This is a genomic window from Prauserella rugosa (assembly GCF_000719975.1).
Lineage (GTDB): Bacteria > Actinomycetota > Actinomycetes > Mycobacteriales > Pseudonocardiaceae > Prauserella > Prauserella rugosa.
The window spans coordinates 111,611-129,224 of record NZ_JOIJ01000006.1 but is presented as its reverse complement, the minus strand read 5'-3'; the positions used below and the strand labels follow the sequence as shown (position 1 = coordinate 129,224).

The 17,614-nt window shown below is 69.5% G+C and carries 17 protein-coding genes; 12 read left to right on the top strand and 5 right to left on the bottom strand.

The annotated features are described in order from the left end of the window. Positions 1–24 precede the first annotated feature (24 nt). Complete coding sequence (locus IF64_RS0110715; protein WP_036876261.1) at positions 25–1,611, bottom strand: long-chain-fatty-acid--CoA ligase; 1,587 nt, start codon at positions 1,609–1,611, stop codon at positions 25–27. 130 nt (positions 1,612–1,741) lie between these two features. On the opposite strand from IF64_RS0110715, the gene IF64_RS25385 reads away from it, so the two are divergent. Next, the gene (locus tag IF64_RS25385; RefSeq protein ID WP_036876258.1) at positions 1,742–2,944 is read left to right on the top strand and encodes a PucR family transcriptional regulator; all 1,203 of its coding nucleotides are present in this window, start codon (positions 1,742–1,744) and stop codon (positions 2,942–2,944) included. A 6-nt stretch (positions 2,945–2,950) separates the two neighbouring features. Here the strand turns inward: IF64_RS25385 and IF64_RS0110705 are convergent, their stop codons facing one another. Together IF64_RS0110705 and IF64_RS0110700 are read right to left on the bottom strand one after the other, a co-directional pair. Then, positions 2,951–3,910, bottom strand: coding sequence for an alpha/beta fold hydrolase (locus IF64_RS0110705; RefSeq protein WP_211252561.1), 960 nt, complete (start codon positions 3,908–3,910; stop codon positions 2,951–2,953). A 51-nt stretch (positions 3,911–3,961) separates the two neighbouring features. After that, a complete protein-coding gene (locus IF64_RS0110700; protein ID WP_030531904.1) occupies positions 3,962–4,462 on the bottom strand; it encodes a MarR family winged helix-turn-helix transcriptional regulator in 501 nt (166 codons plus the stop codon). A gap of 189 nt (positions 4,463–4,651) precedes the next feature. On the opposite strand from IF64_RS0110700, the gene IF64_RS0110695 reads away from it, so the two are divergent. The 10 genes from IF64_RS0110695 to IF64_RS0110650 are packed head-to-tail and all read left to right on the top strand — an operon-like array spanning position 4,652 to position 15,383. Next, complete coding sequence (locus tag IF64_RS0110695; RefSeq protein WP_030531903.1) at positions 4,652–5,698, top strand: 2,5-dihydroxypyridine 5,6-dioxygenase NicX family protein; 1,047 nt, start codon at positions 4,652–4,654, stop codon at positions 5,696–5,698. After that, positions 5,695–6,471 (top strand): maleate cis-trans isomerase family protein, encoded by a 777-nt coding sequence (locus tag IF64_RS0110690; RefSeq protein ID WP_030531902.1) that lies wholly within the window; start codon positions 5,695–5,697, stop codon positions 6,469–6,471. Before IF64_RS0110695 ends, IF64_RS0110690 begins: the two co-directional genes overlap by 4 nt. Before the next feature lie 25 nt (positions 6,472–6,496). Continuing rightward, positions 6,497–7,768 carry an FAD-dependent monooxygenase gene (locus IF64_RS0110685; RefSeq protein WP_030531901.1) on the top strand — a complete coding sequence of 424 codons (1,272 nt, stop codon included), beginning with the start codon at positions 6,497–6,499 and terminating at the stop codon, positions 7,766–7,768. 33 nt (positions 7,769–7,801) lie between these two features. Continuing rightward, positions 7,802–9,202, top strand: coding sequence for an MFS transporter (locus IF64_RS0110680; protein ID WP_030531900.1), 1,401 nt, complete (start codon positions 7,802–7,804; stop codon positions 9,200–9,202). 24 nt (positions 9,203–9,226) lie between these two features. Beyond that, on the top strand, positions 9,227–10,111 hold the full coding sequence (locus tag IF64_RS0110675) for an FAD binding domain-containing protein (protein WP_030531899.1): 885 nt from the start codon (positions 9,227–9,229) through the stop codon (positions 10,109–10,111). Next, a complete protein-coding gene (locus tag IF64_RS0110670; RefSeq protein ID WP_030531898.1) occupies positions 10,108–12,522 on the top strand; it encodes a xanthine dehydrogenase family protein molybdopterin-binding subunit in 2,415 nt (804 codons plus the stop codon). Before IF64_RS0110675 ends, IF64_RS0110670 begins: the two co-directional genes overlap by 4 nt. Beyond that, complete coding sequence (locus IF64_RS0110665; RefSeq protein WP_030531897.1) at positions 12,522–13,040, top strand: (2Fe-2S)-binding protein; 519 nt, start codon at positions 12,522–12,524, stop codon at positions 13,038–13,040. Before IF64_RS0110670 ends, IF64_RS0110665 begins: the two co-directional genes overlap by 1 nt. After that, entirely contained in the window at positions 13,037–13,729 is a 693-nt protein-coding gene (locus IF64_RS0110660) for an SRPBCC family protein (RefSeq protein WP_030531896.1), read from the top strand. The genes IF64_RS0110665 and IF64_RS0110660 overlap by 4 nt, the downstream gene beginning before the upstream one ends. Further along, on the top strand, positions 13,716–14,426 hold the full coding sequence (locus IF64_RS0110655; protein WP_051757710.1) for an isochorismatase family protein: 711 nt from the start codon (positions 13,716–13,718) through the stop codon (positions 14,424–14,426). Before IF64_RS0110660 ends, IF64_RS0110655 begins: the two co-directional genes overlap by 14 nt. 57 nt (positions 14,427–14,483) lie before the next feature. Next, positions 14,484–15,383, top strand: coding sequence for an alpha/beta fold hydrolase (locus tag IF64_RS0110650; protein ID WP_084705780.1), 900 nt, complete (start codon positions 14,484–14,486; stop codon positions 15,381–15,383). Positions 15,384–15,408: 25 nt separating this feature from the next. Here the strand turns inward: IF64_RS0110650 and IF64_RS27110 are convergent, their stop codons facing one another. Together IF64_RS27110 and IF64_RS0110640 are read right to left on the bottom strand one after the other, a co-directional pair. After that, positions 15,409–15,552 carry a hypothetical protein gene (locus IF64_RS27110; protein WP_157575511.1) on the bottom strand — a complete coding sequence of 48 codons (144 nt, stop codon included), beginning with the start codon at positions 15,550–15,552 and terminating at the stop codon, positions 15,409–15,411. Positions 15,553–15,781: 229 nt separating this feature from the next. After that, positions 15,782–15,985, bottom strand: coding sequence for a cold-shock protein (locus IF64_RS0110640; RefSeq protein WP_030531893.1), 204 nt, complete (start codon positions 15,983–15,985; stop codon positions 15,782–15,784). 342 nt (positions 15,986–16,327) lie between these two features. Between IF64_RS0110640 and IF64_RS0110625 the strand changes: the two genes are divergently transcribed. Continuing rightward, a complete protein-coding gene (locus IF64_RS0110625; protein WP_030531892.1) occupies positions 16,328–17,614 on the top strand; it encodes an ATP-grasp domain-containing protein in 1,287 nt (428 codons plus the stop codon).

Sequence of the window (17,614 nt, the reverse complement as noted above, 5' to 3'; positions counted from 1 at the left end):
GGTGGAGATGTGGCGGTGTGCGGGTCAGAACGTGATCGCGTGTTTGAGGATCTTTCCGGTCGGGCTCGTGGGCAGGCGGTCGACGACGTGCACGGCCGTGGGCCGTTGATGGGCCGCGACCTTGCCCGTGACGTAGGTGCGGAGTTCGTCGGAACCGGCCCACTGGCCGGGGCGCAGGGTCACGAGCGCGACGATCTCGGGTGTGGTGTCGCCGCTCGGCGCACCGACGACGGCAGCCTCGAGGACGGCGGGATGTTCGTAGAACACCTCCTCGATCTCGCGGGGATAGACGGTGCGTCCGTCGCGGACGATGAGGTCGCTGGTGCGGTCGACGAGATAGACGAACCCGTCCTCGTCGCGGCGTCCGACATCCCCGGTGCGCAGCCATCCGTCGGGGATCGCCGCCGCGGTCTCGGCGGGCCGGTTCCAGTACCCCTTCATCACGTTGTGCCCGCGGACGGCGATCTCGCCGAGCTCGCCAGCATCGACGTCGTTGCCACGGTCGTCGACGATGCGCAGGTCGACCCCCGGCAGGGGAGGGCCGACCGAGCCGACGCGGCGCCGGTCGACGCGGTTGCACGCGGCCACGGGCGAGGTCTCCGACAGTCCGTACCCTTCGAGCACCACACAGCCGAAGGTGCGCTCGAAGGCCAGCAGCACCTCGACCGGCAGAGCCGAGCCGCCGGAGGTGCCCACGCGGAGGCTGCGGGTGTCGGCGTGGTCGCGGTGCGGGTGCGTCAGCAGTGCCACGTACAGCGTCGGCACGGCGGGAAGGACCGTGACGCGGTGGTTCCGCACCGCGGCGAGCACGTCCGAGGCGTCGAGCCTGCTCACCAGCGCGAGGCAGGACCCCGCCCGAACGGCCGCGTGCAGTGCCGCCGTCTGGCCGAACGAATGGAACAGCGGCAGGGCGCCGAGCACGACGTCGTCGGTCGACAGCTCCAGCAGGTCCTGGGCCACGAGTTCGGCGTTGCGCACCAGATTCCCGTGGGTCAGCTCCGCGCCCTTGGGAGGTCCCGTCGCACCGGAGGTGTAGAGGATCGCCGCCGTGTCGTCGGGATCGCGCGGCACCGTGTCCTCGAACGACGCGGTGTCCTCGAACGACGCTGTGTCCTCGAGTGGCGCTGTGTCCTCGAGCGGTGCGGTGTCCTCGTGTGGCGCGGGGCCTTCCGTCGAGAGGTGACCGTTCCGGGACGCATGGGCGTGGAGTGCGGAGGCGAGCCCTCCGGCAGGCACGACGACGACGTCGACGGCCGCGGTGCGCGCGGCGTCCGCGCACGCGGCCGCGGAGGACGGCCACACGAACAGCAGCCGTGGCCGGCAGTCGGTGAGGTAGTACGCCACGTCGCGGTCGGTCAGGTGCGGGTCGAGCGGCACCACGATCGCGCCGACGCGAAGGATGCCGTAGTACAGCGGGGCGAACTCGAGCGTGTTCGGCAGCATCAGCGCCACCCGCTCCCCCGGCCGCACGCCGTACACCGCCAGGAAGCCCGCCACGCCGCGGCTCTGCCGGTCGAGTTCCCGGTAGGTGACGACCTCGTCGCCGAGCACCAGAGCGGGCGTGCGCGCGTGGAACCGGGAGGCCCTCTCGAGATTGTCGGCCAGGTTCATGGCGGCTCCGCTCGTCGGCCGTACGGGAAGGTCGCGAGGAGTCCAGATTTGTCCAGGTCGCACCGTGTCGGCCATAGTGACCGGACTCACATATGGCGCGGATGTTTGTGCTCGGCGACAAGGAGGTCCGGTGACCAGTCAAGACACCGCGACGGACGCACGCGTCGTGGCCGCCTGCGAGACGCTCCTCGACGACCTGGATTCGCTGACGTTGCGGATGGCCCGGCTGATCCGTGAGGACGAGCCCTACTACGTGGACTACATGACCGAGCGGCAGCTGGCGGATGCGATCCGTCCCAACGTCATCTCGGGTCTGCAGAACGTGATCCAGAACGAGGCGAACCGTCCGACGGTCGCGCGCCGCACCGGCAGAGAACGCGCCGAACACGGCGTGCCGCTCGCGACCGTCATGCACGCCTACCGCATCGGCACGTTGCACCTGTGGCACGAGCTGGTGCGCCAGTGCAGCCCGGATCCCGGTTCCAGCCAGGCGCTTCTGGGGTCGGCGTCGGTGCTGTGGAACTCGCTCGACATGTCGTCGCAGGCGCTGACCACGGCGTACCGGGACGTCGAGACCGAGCAGTTGTTCCGCGACTCCCGGCTGCGGGAGGCGGCGTTGGCCTCGTTGTTCAGTGGCATCACGACCAACGGCAGGGGATTGGCCGACGTCGCCGCCGCGTTGCGGCTGCCGAAGGTGGGGTTGTTCGTCGTGGTCGCCTCGGATCCGCAGGCCATGGAGCAGAACCGGCCCTCGGTGTCGGTGGAGCGCGCGTTGAGTTCACTCGGTGTGCGGTCGGTGTGGCGGTCCGAACCCGACAGCGAGCTCGGCCTGGTCGCGTTCACCCCCGCCCATCGCACGGATCGTCTCGACCGGTATCTGGCGTCGATCACGACCGGCCGGGTCGGGGTGAGTGAGGTGTTCGAGTCGATCGTCGCGACTCCGCAGGCGGTGACTCAGGCGTTGTTGGCGCGGGACGCCGTGCCGGCCGGGTCGAACGTCGTGATGCGGTTCGACGAGGCGAGGGTGGCCGCCTTGGTGACCTCGGTGCCGGAGGTGAGTGTCGGCCTGGCGCGGCAGGTGTTGGGCCGGGTGCTCGAACTGCCGGTGGACGAACAGGAGGTGCTGCTGGACACCCTGGACGCGTGGTTCACCACCGGCGGTTCGGCGCGCGATGCGGGTCATCGGCTGCACTGCCACCAGAACACGGTGCGGTACCGGCTCAACAAGCTGGCCCAGTTGAGCGGCCGTGATCTGCGCAGGCCCGGTGACGTCACCCGGCTGTACCTGGCACTGGAGGCGGTGCGGCTGCTGCCCGACCAGGTGCGGGAGTGACGGTGCTCAGTCGCCGCCGGTGCCAGGGGGCATGATGTCGTCGGCCGGGGTGTCGTCGCTGGTGTGGTCGGGCGCGGTGTGGTCGGGCGCGGTGTCGTGGGGGATGGTGTCGCGGGGTGCGGCTGCCTCGAGGATGGTGCGCAGTGCCGTGACCAGCGACAGCGGCTGGTCGAGCATCGGGTGGTGCCCCGCGTCGGGCAGGTCGACGAGCAGGGACCGGCTCCGCAGCAGCGATTGGATCTCCCGGCCCATCTCGGGTGAGACGAGGCCGTGCTCGGCGCGGATGTAGGTGGTCGGCGGCGTGATCCGGGGCAGGATTCCGCGCAGCGGGGTGTACGGCACCGTCAGCGTGGGGTCGAACTTCCAGGTCCATCCGTCGTCGACGGCGCGGACCGACTCCTCGGCGATGTGCCTGCGGATGTAGGGCAGGAGGACGTCCTGGGGCGGCAACGTTCGGAAGCGCCCGAGGATGGTCTCCCGATCGGGATAGAAGCGGGTGGGGCGTGGGCGGCGATCCTCGGGTGGCTGATCGTTCAACGGCGAGTCGATGATGGTCAGGCCGTTGAGCCGGGATCCGAACTCCGCGCCGGTCTGGGCGCTGACCCAGCCGCCCATGCTGTGGCCGACCACGTGGAACGGCTCCTCGATGCCACCGGCCTCGGCGGCCGCGACGACCTCACGTGCCCAGAGTGTGATGTCGTAGGCGTCCCTGGCGGCGCTGTCGCCGTGCCCGGACAGATCGACGGCGACGACCCGCCGCCCCTCGGCCAGAAGTGGCGCGATGTGGTCCCACCAACCGGAATGGGCCGAACCGCCGTGGACGAGGACCAGTCCGGGCCGGTGTTCCGGTCCCCAGCAGCGCAGGTGGACCTTGCCGCCCTCGACCGTCGTGTCGCGGTGCTCGGGCAGGTCGGCCAGTGCGGCGCGGAACCACGAGGGGGCCTCGGCGTCGTTCTCGATATCCATCGGCATCGAATCTAACCCGACCGCCGCGCGGGCCCGGCGCCGCCGCCGTCCTCAGCGGAGACGATCGAACTCGGCCACCGCCTCCCACCGCTCACCGAGCGTGTTCAGCACGGTGGCCACGTCGAGTGTGTCGGCGAGGCCGGTATCGCTGAGCAGGGCCTCGTCGAGCTTGCGTGCCCTGCGGTGCACCCGGTTCAGCTCCTTCTTGCCTTCGGGGGTGAGGGAGACCAGTTTGCGCCGCGCGTCGTGGGGCGATTCCACGCGTTGGATCAGGCCGCGCCGCTCGAGACGCCGGCACAGGTCGGCCATGGTCGAGGTGTCGAGCGCCGCCGCACCCGCCAGGGAACTCTGGTCACTGTTGGGGTGGGCGCGAATGGTCGACAGCACCGCGAACTGTGGTCCGGTGAGTACCGGGTCGACGTGCCGGCTCCACGCCGCCAGGTAGGCCTGATAGAGCCGGCGTGCCCCGTACCCGGGTGCTGCGAGCAGGTCCGGAGGCGGTGCGGGCTCTCCGTTGTTCGACCCCTCGGCCGTGTGCGCTGGTCGACCCATGACGTTCCTCCCCTTGGCCGTACGTGCTCCGTGTACGGAGCGCTGTCAATGGTACGTGTCCGGATCGTTTCAGCGTCCGACAGGGGCGCTCCGTCGATGCGACAACGGCGTTACGACCGGGAAAACTACCGAGAGACTATTGCGTATCCGGATAGTACGTGTTCGGATGAGTTTCGGAGGTGGTCAACGATGGACCAGAACCTGTTCAACGACATCTGTCTGCAACAGCTCACGTTGTCCGGTGTGCACGAGGGCGAGACGGTCGTCGTGCTCACCCGTGGGGCCGAACGAGCCGAGTACGCCGACGCCTTCCTCTGGGCGGCCCAGCGATTGGGTGCCGCGACATTCCACATGCGACTTCCGTCCCCGGACAGTGCTTCGGGTGCCTGGGCCGTCGGACAGTCGGGGCTGGATCGGATTCCCCGCGCCGTCGAAGCACTCTCGGCCGCCGACATGGTGGTGGATTGCACGTTCTTGTTGTTCTCGAAGGAGCAGTTCGAGATTCAGGGTGCGGGGACGCGGATTCTGACGGCGGTGGAGCCGCCGGAGTTGTTGGCGCGGTTGATGCCGACGAGGGAGTTGCGGGAGCGGGTGGAGGTCGGTGAGGAGTTGCTGGCCAAGGCGCAGACGATGCGGATCACGAGTCCGCATGGCACGGATGTGACGTATCGGTTGGGTGTGTATCCGACGATGTCGGAGTACGGGTTCACCGATACGCCGGGTCGGTGGGATCACTGGCCTGCGGCGTTCGTGTTCACCGGTGGTGCTGATGACGGGGTGGACGGTCGGATCGTCTTGGCGCCGGGGGATGTGTTGTTGCCGTTCAACACGTATGTGCAGACGCCGGTGGAGATCACGATCGAGAAGGGGTTCATTCGGGATATTCGGGGTGGTGCGGGTTCGTCGGGGTTGGATGCGGATCTGTTGCGGTCCTACATCGAGTCGTTCGAGGATCCGCGGGGGTATGGGATGAGTCATGTGGGGTGGGGTCTGGATGAGCGGGCTCATTGGCACGGGTTGACTCAGTTCCCGGGTGGGATGGGGATGGAGTTGCGGAGTTTCTACGGGAACGTGATGTTCTCGATCGGGCCGAACAACGAGTTGGGTGGTCCGAACGACACGCCGTGTCATTTCGATATTCCGATGCGGGGCAACAGTCTGTATCTCGACGACGAACTCATCGTCGATGCCGGAGAACTGACCGTGCCCGAGATGCGCCCGGCGGACAAACGATGAGCGCCCCCCGTGAGCATCACCTCGGCATGATCGTGCCCAGCTCCAACCTGACGATGGAGACGGAGCTGCCCCGGATGCTGGCCGCGCGCGAGGCGGAGATCCCCGGTGATCGGTTCGTGTTCCATGCGGCACGGGCGCGGATGCAGCACGTCACGCCGGAACAGCTGAGGGCGATGAACGAGCAGTCCACCCGCGCGGCCACCGAACTGGCGGATGCGCGCCCCGACGTCGTCGCCACCGCCTGTCTCGTGGCGATCATGGCGCAGGGGCCCGGTTTCCACTGCACCGCCGAGGACGACATCACGCGCGCACTGCGCGCCGAGGGCAGCGATGCGCCGGTGGTGTCCAGTGCGGGAGCGTTGCTCTCGGGCATCGCGGCGTTGGGAGCGCGGCGCGTCGCCGTCATCACCCCGTACATGGAGCCGCTGACCGAGGCCGTCGTGACCTACCTCGAGGACGCGGGCGTCGAGGTCGTCGACGCCCTGTCGTTGCAGGTTCCGGACAACCTGGCCGTCGCGCGCCTCGACCCGGCCGATCTGCGGGAGCACCACCGGAAGCTCGATCTCTCGCGCGCGGAGGCGCTGGTGTTGTCGGCGTGTGTGCAGATGCCGTCGTTGCCGTCGATCCAGCCGGTCGAGGACGAGGTGGGCATGCCGGTGCTGTCGGCGGCCACGGCCACGACCTTCCGCATCCTGTCGGAACTCAACCTCGAGACACGCGTGCCGGACGCGGGGCACTTGCTCAGCGGTGCCGTGCCCGCACGGGCCCGTTGACGATCGGAAAGGCAGGGATATCTCCGTGGCTGCGAGTCAGTCCTACGAAGTCGTCGTGGTCGGTGCCGGTCTCGGCGGGCTGTGTGCCGCGCTCGCGATGCGCCAGCGCGGCTTGCGGGTGACGGTCGTCGAAGCCGCTCCCGAACTCGGCGAGATCGGGGCCGGAATCCAGACCGCGCCCAACGCGAGCCGCATCCTCATCGGACTGGGCCTGCGTCCACAGCTTGAGGCCGTCCGGACCCAGCCGGAGGATCAGGTACGCCGGCGCTGGGCGGACGGCAGCATCATCGCGCAGCTCCCGCTCGGTCAACGTGTCATCGACACCTACGGCGCTCCGTACTGGCACTACCACCGTGCGGACCTGCACCGCATCCTGTTGGACGCCTGCGTCGACTCCGGCGGGCACGGGCCGGTGGTGGAGGTGGTGACCGGGGCGCGGGTCGTCGACCTGGACCGGACCGACCCGGAACGTCCCACCGTCATCACGGCCGACGGCAGGCGGTTCAGCGGGGATGTCGTCATCGGCGCCGACGGAATCCGTTCCGCGGTGCGCGAGCTCGCCGGGTTCGACGACACGCTGGTCTTCTCCGGGGAGATGGCCTATCGCGCACTGATTCCGGGTGACCTCGTCCTGGCCGACCCGGCGACCCGTTTCCTGATGGACCGTTACCACTCGACGATCTGGTACGGCCCGGACAAGCACCTCGTGCACTACGTCATCCGCGGCGGCGAGTACCTGAACGTCGTGGCCATCGTGCCGTGCAGCGAACGGATCGAACGGGAATGGTCGGCGCCGGCCACCGGAGCCGAACTCGCCGCGCACTACCAGGACTGGGACGACCGGGTCCCGACGCTGCTGGCGAAGGCGAAGGACGAGGACACGTCGGTGTGGGCGATGTATCGGCGTCGACGGGACCCGGTGTGGGTGGACGGCAGGGTGGCCCTGCTCGGCGACTCCTGTCACGCGATGCTGCCGTACCAGGCCCAGGGCGCGTCCCAGTCGATGGAGGACGCCGCCGTACTGGCCGAGGAACTGGGACGGGTGACCCGCCGCGGTATCGACGACGCGCTGGTGCGTTACGTGGATCGCCGGTCGAAACACGCGGGCATGGTGCAGGACGCGTCGCTGCAGAACATGAGTTTCTACCACCTGCCGGACGGTCCGGAACAACGAGAACGAGACGAGAAGCTGCGGCGTTTCGACGGTGAGTCGGACGTCTCCTACGACTGGCTGTGGAACGGCAGCCCGTTGACCGATCCCGACACCGAATCCATCCATTACCAGTTCGCCCGCTGAGGCACCGCCTCGGCAGCACGGACGGAGACAGCCATGCGTACCGGAGACCAGATCGTCCAGGACCTGCCCTGGCGATGGAACGTGCAGGGCAAGATCTTCCTGATCGGGGGACTCGGCTACCTGTTCGACGCCTGGGACGTCGCGTTGAACGGCTTCCTCACCCCGTTGGTGGGCACCGAGTTCGATCTGTCCTCGGGGCAGCAGGGACTGGTTGCCACGGCGAATCTCGTCGGCATGGCGGTGGGCGCCGTCGCGTGGGGCACGATCGCCGACCGGATCGGCCGGAAACGGGCGTTCAGCATCACGCTCGCGTTGTTCGCGCTGTTCTCCGCACTGGGTGCGTTGTCGCCGAACATCGAGGTGTTCCTGCTGCTGAGGTTCCTCGCCGGCATCGGACTGGGCGGCTGCATTCCCGTCGACTACGCGATCGTCAGCGAGTTCTCGCCGCGTCGCCAACGCGGCAGAGTGCTGTCCGCAATGGACGGATGGTGGCCCATCGGCACCACCCTCGCCGGTGTGTCGGCCACGCTCCTGGTCCCCGTCGACGGAAACTGGCGCTGGATGCTGGTGCTGATGATCCTTCCCGCGTTGTTGCTGTTCTGGGTGCGGCGCGGGGTGCCGGAATCTCCGCTCTACCTGGTACGCAAGGGGCGAGAAGAGGAAGCCCGTCGGGTGATCGACGACCTCGTCCGGCGTACCGGCGCGACCCCGGAGCCGTACGTCATCCCCGCCGCCGTGCAGGAGGACACCCGTGGCGGTGCGCTGGCGGCCGCGGTCGATCAGCTTCGGCGCGTGTGGGCCCACAGTCCCAAGATCACGGCGGTGTCGTGGTCGGTGTTCGTCACGGTGATGCTCGTCTACTACGCCGCGTTGAGCTGGATGCCGTCGATCCTGCGTGCCGAGGGATTCGGTGAGCTGGCCGCGTTCGCCTCCACGGCGTTGATGAACGCGGTCGGGATCGTCGGTGTGCTCGTGGCGGTGCTCGTGGTCGACCGCGTCGGCCGGAAACGGGTGATCGCGACCGCGGGCCCGCTGGCCGCGATCACGCTGGTGGTGTTCTCGGTGAGTCTCCAGGTGCCCACCGCCGCGGTACTGGCGCTCGGTGCCTTCGGGTTGCTGTCCCTCGTCGTCATCCCGGTGATGTACGCCTACGTGTCCGAGCTCTATCCGACGGAGCTGCGTGCGTCCGGTTTCGGGTGGGCCTCGTCCGCGAGCCGCGCCGTGACCGGATTCGCGCCCCTGCTGTTCGGCAGCGTCCTGTGGCCCGTGCTCGGATTGCCGTTGACGTTCACCGTGCTCGGTGTGCTCCTGGTCGCCGCGGTCGTGTTCATGATGGTCGCGGCTCCGGAGACCAGGGGACGCGAGCTCGACCGGATCGAGGGCACCGACGCGCCGGCCGCGCCGCCTGCGCCGAAGCCATCGCAGACGTCCTGACGCCGTACGAGGGAGGTTCCACGCGTGAAGCCTGCTGCGTTCACCTACCACCGGGCACACGACGTCGCCGACGCCGTCGGACTTCTGAGCCGGCTGGTGGAGGAGGGCGACGAGCCCAAGCTCATCGCGGGAGGGCAGAGCCTGACCCCGATGATGAACTTCCGGCTCGCCCGGCCCACCGCCCTGGTCGACCTTGGCCGGCTGCGCCGGTTGCCCGAGTTGCGCGCCCTCCGTGTGGACGGCGACGTGCTGACCATCGGGGCGCTCGTGACGCATCGGGAGGTCGAACGCGCCGCGGACACGCTCGGGCCGCGGTTCGGTGTGCTATCCGAGGCGATGCGCTGGGTGGGACATCTGCCCATCCGGTCGCGGGGCACCGTCGCAGGCAGCATCGTCCACGGGGACGCCACGGCCGAGTGGTGCCTGCTGGCCCTGTTGCTCGATGCCGTCGTGGTCGCGGAGGGCCCGCGGGGCGTCCGGGAGATCCCGGCGTCGGAGATGTTCCACGGCTTCTACACGACCGCGGTCGAACCCGACGAGGTCGTCACGCAGCTCCGCTTCACCCGGGGCTCCCGCAGGGCCGCACTGACCGAGTTCGCACGCCGCCACGGGGACTTCGCGACCGTCGACGTGGCCGCGGCACTCGAGCGGGACGAGGAGGGCGCCCTGGTGGGCAGGGTGGTGCTCGGCGGGGTCGCACCGGCGCCGATACGCGTCGCCGAGGCCGAGGACGTGCTGCGCGGCGGCCGGCCGGGGCCGGAGCTGTTCGCGGCGTGCGCCGATGCGGCCTCGGCGGCGGTCGACCCGCCGTCGGACGCGGCGGGGAGCGGGGCCTACCGGAGGCGACTCGTGCGCACCCTGGTCGCGCAGGCACTGGAACAGGCATGGGCGAAGGGAGCGGACCGTTGACCAGCACACACGGTGAACCCGCCTTCGACGGCACGTCCGGGCGCTGGGTCGGCGTCTCGGTGCCGCGCAGGGAGGACCCTCGGTTGCTGAGGGGCCGGGGACGATTCGTCGGCGACATCGAACTTCCCGGGATGCTCCACGCCGCATTCGTCCGTGCACCGATCGCCCACGCCAGGATCACCTCGGTCGACCTGTCGGCCGTGTTCGACGTGGACGGGGTCGTGGCGGCGTTCACGGCGGGGGATCTCGCGCTCGGCGACATCGTCGCACTGCTGCAACGACCGCCCGAGGAGTTCGTCCCGACCGCCATGCCGGTGCTGGCGCGCGAGAAGGTGCGATTCGTGGGTGAGCCCGTGGCCGTCGTCGTCGCCCGCGATCCCTACGCCGCGGAGGACGGCCTCGAGGCCGCCGTCGTGGAGTACGAGGACCTGGGAGCCGTCGTGGACGAGCGGTCCGCGTTCGCCGACGGCGCCCCGCTCGTCCACGACGAGGCCCCGGGCAACGTGCTGCTCGACGTGTCGATGTTCGACACGGCCGGGGTCGACGAGGCGTTCGCGGCGGCCGACCGGGACGGGTGCGTCGTCGACATCACCACGCGCAGCGGCAGGCAGAACGCCCTGCCGTTGGAGACCCGCGGAGTCGTGGCGTCCTGGGACGATCACGACGACCAGCTGCTGGTGCAGACCTGTACCCAGGTGCCGCACCAGGTGCGCACGATGCTCGCCCGGTCGGTCGGGCTCGCCGAGTGTGCGGTGCGCGTGACGGTGCCCGACATGGGCGGCGGTTTCGGGCAGAAATGCGTGGTGGGACGGGAGGAGATCGCCGTCGCCGCGGTCGCCAAGCGGCTGGGCGCACCCGTGAAGTGGATCGAGGACCGGTCGGAGGCGCTCACGGCGGCGTTCCTCGCCAGGGAGCAGCGATACCGCACTCGCGCGGCGTTCGACGGCCGGGGCCGGATCACCGCGCTCGACGTCGACGTCGTGTGCGACATGGGTGCCTACTCGTGCTACCCCTTCACCGCGGGCATCGAACCGCTCATGGCCTCGGCCGAGATGCCGGGTGTGTACCGGGTTCCGGCCTACCGGGTACATGCGCGGGCCATGACGAGCAACAAGGCACCCACCGCGCCCTACCGGGGCGTGAGCAGGCCGCAGTACGTCATGGCGATGGAACGGGTGATGGATCGTGCGGCCTGCGAACTCGGACTCGACCCGGTCGAGATCCGCCGGCGCAACGTGATCACTGAGTTCCCCTACACCGGCGTCAACAACGTGACCTACGACCCGGGCACGTACCGGGAGTCGCTCGACCTCGCGGAGGCGGTGCTGCGCGACGAGGGATGGTACGAGGTGCGGGACGCGGCCCCGGCCGATCAGCGGTGCATCGGGATCGGCTACGCCTGTTTCTCCGAACGGACCGGGTATGGCTCGGACGCCTTCGCCCAACGGAAGATGGAGGTCGTGCCCGGGTTCGACATCTCGGAGATCCGCATGGACACCTCGGGATCGGTGGTCGTCACGAGCGGAACGATGAACCACGGCCAGTCCCACGAGACGACGCTCGCGCAGCTCGTGGCCGACCGGCTCGGACTGCCGATCGAAAAGATCAAACTGCGTCAGGGCGACACGGAGCGGATCGCCTACGGATGGGGCACCTTCGCCTCCCGGTCGGCCACGATCGGTGGTTCCGCGGTGGCGACCGCGGCGGGCAGGCTCGGCGACCTGCTGTGCACGATCGGGGCACACCTGCTCGAGACCCGCGACGACAACGTGCGCCTCGACGGAGCCGGCGGTGTCGTCCGGCTCGACGATCCCGCTCAGCGCGTGTCCTACGAGGAGATCGCGGACGTCGCCTACCTGCGCAGCCACCTGCTGCCCAAGGACGTCGAGCCGACGCTCACCGCGACGGCGAGCTTCGACGTCCCCGGGGACGGGACGTTCTCGAACGCCACGCATGCGGTCGTGGTCGAACTCGACCGCGGGACGGGCAAGGTGGAGATCCTGCGGTACGCGTGCGCGGAGGACTGCGGTGTGGTGATCCATCCGCAGGTCGTCGACGGGCAGTGCCGGGGCGGCATCGCGCAGGGGATCGCCGGTGCGTTGTTCGAGGAGATCACCTACGCCGACAACGGTGAACCCTCGGCCGCCAGCTTCATCGACTACCTGGTTCCGACCGCGACCGAGATCCCCGACGTCTCGATCACCCATCTCGAAACACCCAGCGCGCTCACCGAGAACGGTGCCAAGGGCGTCGGCGAGGGCGGCACCATCGGCGCTCCGGCGGCGGTGCTGAACGCGATCAACGACGCACTTCGGCACACGGGCGTCGCACTCGACACGACCCCCGTGCACCCGGAGGCCGTGCTCGCGGCACTGGACTCGGCGCGCATCGGAGCGGAGGACGACGTCTGATGGCCGACCGCCAGCTGATCGAACTCACGGTGAACGGTGCCGTGCACGAGATCCTGACCGAACCGCGCAGGACCTTGCTCGACGTGCTCCGCCAGGACGTCGGGTTGACGGGGGCACACGCCGGCTGCGAGCACGGTGTCTGCGGTACCTGCACGATCCTCGTCGACGGCGAGCCCGTGCGCGCGTGCCTGATGTTCGCCGTCCAGGCCGAGGACCACGACATCCGCACGGTGGAGTCGCTGGAACGCGACGGGCAGCTGTCGGACCTGCAACAGGAGTTCAGTGCCCACCACGGACTCCAGTGCGGGTTCTGCACGCCCGGCTTCCTGATGTTGGCCGAAGGGTTCCTCGCGCAGCGCCCGGATGCCGACCGCGGTGAGATCCGCGAGGCCGTGTCGGCGAACCTGTGCCGGTGCACCGGCTACCAGACGATCGTGGACGCGGTGACGGCCACGGCACGGCGGCGCAGGGAAGCCGCACCGTCCACTGAGGATTCGGGGAAGGAAGAAGCCTCGTGATACTGGAGAACCACATCGACGTGCCTGCCGCGCCGGACGCGGTGTTCGCGCTGATCAACGACGTGGAACGAGTCGCCACCTGCCTGCCGGGCGCCACGCTCGACGGCACGGACGGCGATGCCTATCGCGGTCGGGTGCGCTTCAAGGTCGGTCCCATCACCGCGGCGTACGCGGGGACCGTGCGGTTCGCCGAGGTGGCAGCCGACACCCGCAGCCTGCGGCTGTCGGCGCGGGGTGCCGACACGCACGGCAACGGCGACGCGGAAGCCGATGTGACGCTCGTCGTCGACGAGGGTCCACAGGGCGCCACGATCCGATTGCGCACGGACCTGTCGGTGCGCGGCAGGATCGCGCAGTTCGGCAAGAGCGCCATCAGTGCGGTCTCCACCCGCCTGCTCGACCAGTTCGCCCGCAACCTCGTGGCCGAGCTGAGCCAACCGCAAAGTGCCCGCGATGCTTCGGCGTCCGCGGACGATGCCGCGCACCGCGGTGCGGGGGCGGCGGCCCCGTCCGGAACCGCGGGCCAGCAGGAGGCCCTCGACGGAGTGGCGATGCTGGTGCCACCCGCCGTGCGGCGGTACGGACCGGTCGCCGCGGCCGCGGCCGTGGCCTTCGTCCAGGGTTGGCTGTGCGGTCGCCTGCGCGCACAGCGCGCGACGATCAAGGAGCTGCAGCATGGCCACCGCTGACCGTCCGGCCTCCGCCGACCACGTGGAGTTGCATGGCGCCCGGACCGCCGAGACCTACGCGCGCGCCGGATTCGGTGCGACCGTGCCACGAGGCGCGAACCCCGCACTGGTCGTCGTCGACCTGACACGGGGCTTCACGGAGCCGGACTTCCCGTCGGGGGCCGAGCTGACCGCCGAGGTGACGGCGACCGCCGTGCTGGTGGAGCAGGCGCGCCAGGCCGGCGTCCCCGTGATCTACACGGTGATCAGCTACTCGCCCGCGGAGGCCGACGGGAACGCGATCGCCTGGCTGCGCAAGGCCCCCGGCATGCGCGCGCTGAGGGACGGCACGGACGCGGTGGCGCTCGATCCCCGTCTCGACGTGACCGCACGCGACCACGTCCTCGTGAAGAAGGGCGCGTCGGCCTTCCACGGCACCGGCCTCGCGGCGTTGCTGACCGGACTCGGGGTGGACACCACGATCGTCTGCGGGGCGACGACGTCGGGCTGCGTGCGTGCCACCGCCGTGGACGCGGTGCAGTCCGGTTTCGACACCCTCGTGGTCCGGGAGGCGTGCGGCGATCGCGCGCGCGGCCCGCACGATGCCGCGTTGTTCGACCTACACGCCAAGTACGCCGACGTGATCGATCTGTACGAGGCGCTCGAGTACGTCGGGTCGCTGCCGGCGCCGCGTGCCCGCACCGCCGCCATCGACTGACCGGATCGACTGACCCCGGATCGACTGACCCCGGACCGACACAGGAGGCCGTTTCCCGTGACCGCAGCAGTTCCGCCGATTCCCGTCGAGGACCCCGCCGCACGCGTCCTGACCCAACCGGCGCTCGCCGACCTCGCGGACGTGCCCGCCCACAGCAGGTGGGTGCGTTCCGGAACGGTGCGCCTGCACGTACTGGACTACGGACCCGCCGCAGGCGTGCCGGTCCTCGTCATCCCGGGGATCACGAGCCCGGCGGTGACGATGGATTTCGTGGCACGGCGGCTCACCGACCTGGTCCGGCCGTTGGTCCTCGACGTGCGGGGCAGGGGACTGTCGGACAGCGCTCCCGCGACGGACGACGGTGTGGGTGGATACGACCTCGGCAGCTACGCCGCGGACGTGGACGCCGTCGTCGCTCAGCTCGAGCTCGACCGTCCCGTGCTGCTGGGACATTCGATGGGGGCGCGGATCGCCGCGGCGGTGGCAGCGGGAGGTGCATCCGCGCTGCGGGGCACCGTCCTCGTCGATCCGCCGATGAGCGGGCCGGGCCGGGATCGCTACCCCACGACGTCGGAGGCGTTCCTGGGGCAACTCGAGCAGGCACGGCGGGGGACGGACGCCGACGAGGTGGCGCGGTCGTGGCCGAGCTGGCCCCGCCGTGAGCAAGAACTGCGTGCGCGGTGGCTGGCGTCCTGCTCGCGGACGGCGATCGCGGCGACCCATGCGGCGTTCGAATCGGAGGACTTCGTCCCGGTGTGGTCGGCGGTCCCGGCTCCCACGACGCTCGTGTACGGAGGCGACAGCCCCGTGGTGACGGCGGCGGGAGCGGACGAGGCCGCACGGGCGAATCCGGCTGCGACGCTCGTGCGCGTCGACGGCGCCGGTCACATGGTGTTCTGGGACCGGCCGGAGGACGGTCTCGCGACCGTCCGGGAATGCCTCCGGGCCCTGCGATAGCGGCCGAGTGAGGCCGGGCCGGCCGTCAGACTGCGGCGGCGGTCTCGAAGGGGGTGCGCAGTCGGCGCATCGCGGCCTCGCTGTGGTCGGCCTGCGGTGGGGACGCCGGCGCGGACGTCGGCGACGTCTCCGCGGAGGCCCGGGGGCGTGCGGGTTCGAGGAACTGCACCGGGTGCACCGTGTGCGGACCCGGCGAGGACCGCCACACCGACGGCGACCGGGTGGGACGCTGCGTGGGCGGTACCGAGGTGAATGTGGTGATGAGAGTCCTTCGGTGATCCGGACGGGATCCGTCCGGGAATGTCGTTCTCGTCACGACGACGAGAGGTCCCGCTCGCGGGCCGGTGGCTGCTGCCGGTGCGGCGACGGCCACCGGCCCGCGTCGGGTGATGATCAGATCAGGCCACGCGCACGACGTCGGCCTGCGGGCCCTTGGCACCCTGGCTGGCCTCGTAGGTCACCTGCTGGTTCTCCTCGAGGTTCCGGAAGCCCGCGGCGTCGATCGCCGAGTAGTGCACGAAGATGTCGGGGCCACCCTCATCGGGAGCGATGAAGCCGAAGCCCTTTTCCGAGTTGAACCACTTCACGGTTCCACTTGCCATGATGTTCTCCTTCAGGAGCTGGTGTATGACGGACGACCACACTGCGTGGAGGCCCGGGCCGGGGATCTCAGACGGCGGCTAACTCCAGCTACAACCAAAGAAAGAAGCGCGCCCGCATCAACATCCTGCGAGCATGTACGAACACGAACCCAGAAATATTTCGACCACCGTCGACACTACACGAGTTCCGGCCGGGTGACCACGTCGGTGCCCGCGGGCCGCTGGCTGCACCGAGGCAGCGAGGCAGCGAGGCACCGAGGCGCCGAGACGTCGAAGCGGTGCGTGGTTTCGAAGTGGATCAGGTGAGGGACCCTCCGGGCCGCGACGAAGGGAGCCATGCGCATGACCAGGAACGTTTTCGTGCTCGGTCTCGACCAGGGCAACCTCGACCAGCTCCGGAACATCCCCGGCACCGACGACTGCGTGTTCCACGGCCTGCTGACCGAGGAAGAACTGGTGAGCGGCGAGCAGGTCGCCCTCGGTGAACTGCTGGACAAGGCCGAGCGGCAGCTCGCCGACTTCGACGGCACCATCGACGCGATCATCGGCTACTGGGACTTTCCCACCAGCTCGATGGTGCCGATCCTGTGCCGCAGGCACGGCCTGCGGTCGGCGAGCCTGGACGCCGTCGTCACGTGTGAGCACAAGTACTGGTCGCGGCTGCGGCAACAGGAAGTGATCGACGAGTACCCCCGGTTCGGACTCGTGAACCTCGACGACACCGAACCGCCCGAGGGCGTCCGGTATCCGATGTGGATCAAACCGGTGAAGGCGTATTCGTCCGAACTCGCCTTCCACGTACGGGACGCCGACGAGTTCGCCGCCGCGCTCGCCGAGACACGTGAGGGCATCGACCGCATCGGCAAACCCTTCCAGCAGGTGATGGAGTTCCTCGACCCGCCGGAGGAGATCGCGGCGATCGGCGGCAAGGCCTGCATCGCGGAGGAGGCCGTCACGGGTTCGCAGGTGACCGTCGAGGGGTACAGCACGGGCGACTACACCCACGTCTACGGCGTGATCGACTCCCACACCTATCCCGAGTCGTCGAGTTTCCTGCGCTACCAATACCCCTCGTCGCTTCCGGCGTCGGTTCAACGCCGCCTCGCCGACATCTCCATCCGCGTCATCGACCACATCGGACTGACCGACGTCGCGTTCAACATCGAGTACTTCTGGGACGCCGACAGCGACACGATCCGGCTGCTGGAGATCAACCCGCGGCACTCGCAGTCGCACGCCAGGCTGTTCACCGAGGTCGACGGTGTCCCGAACCACCAGTGCACGCTGCGCCTGGCGCTCGGTGAGGATCCCGACCTGCCGCATCGCCAGGGACCGCACCGCCTCGCGGCCAAGTGGTTCCTCCGCCGGTTCGCCGACGGCGTCGTGCGGCGCGTGCCGACCGACCAGGAGATCGCCGACCTCGAGGCACGGCACCCCGGATGTCACGTGGAGGTCGGCGTGGAAGAGGGCGAACGGCTCTCGGCCAAACACGGTGAGGACAGCTACAGCTACGTACTGGCCATGGTGCACGTCGGCGCCGACGACGAGCGCGAGCTGACCGAGCGTTACGAACGGTGCGTCGAGGAACTGCCCTTCGAGATCGAGGACGTCGATACGTCCGGGAGGTGA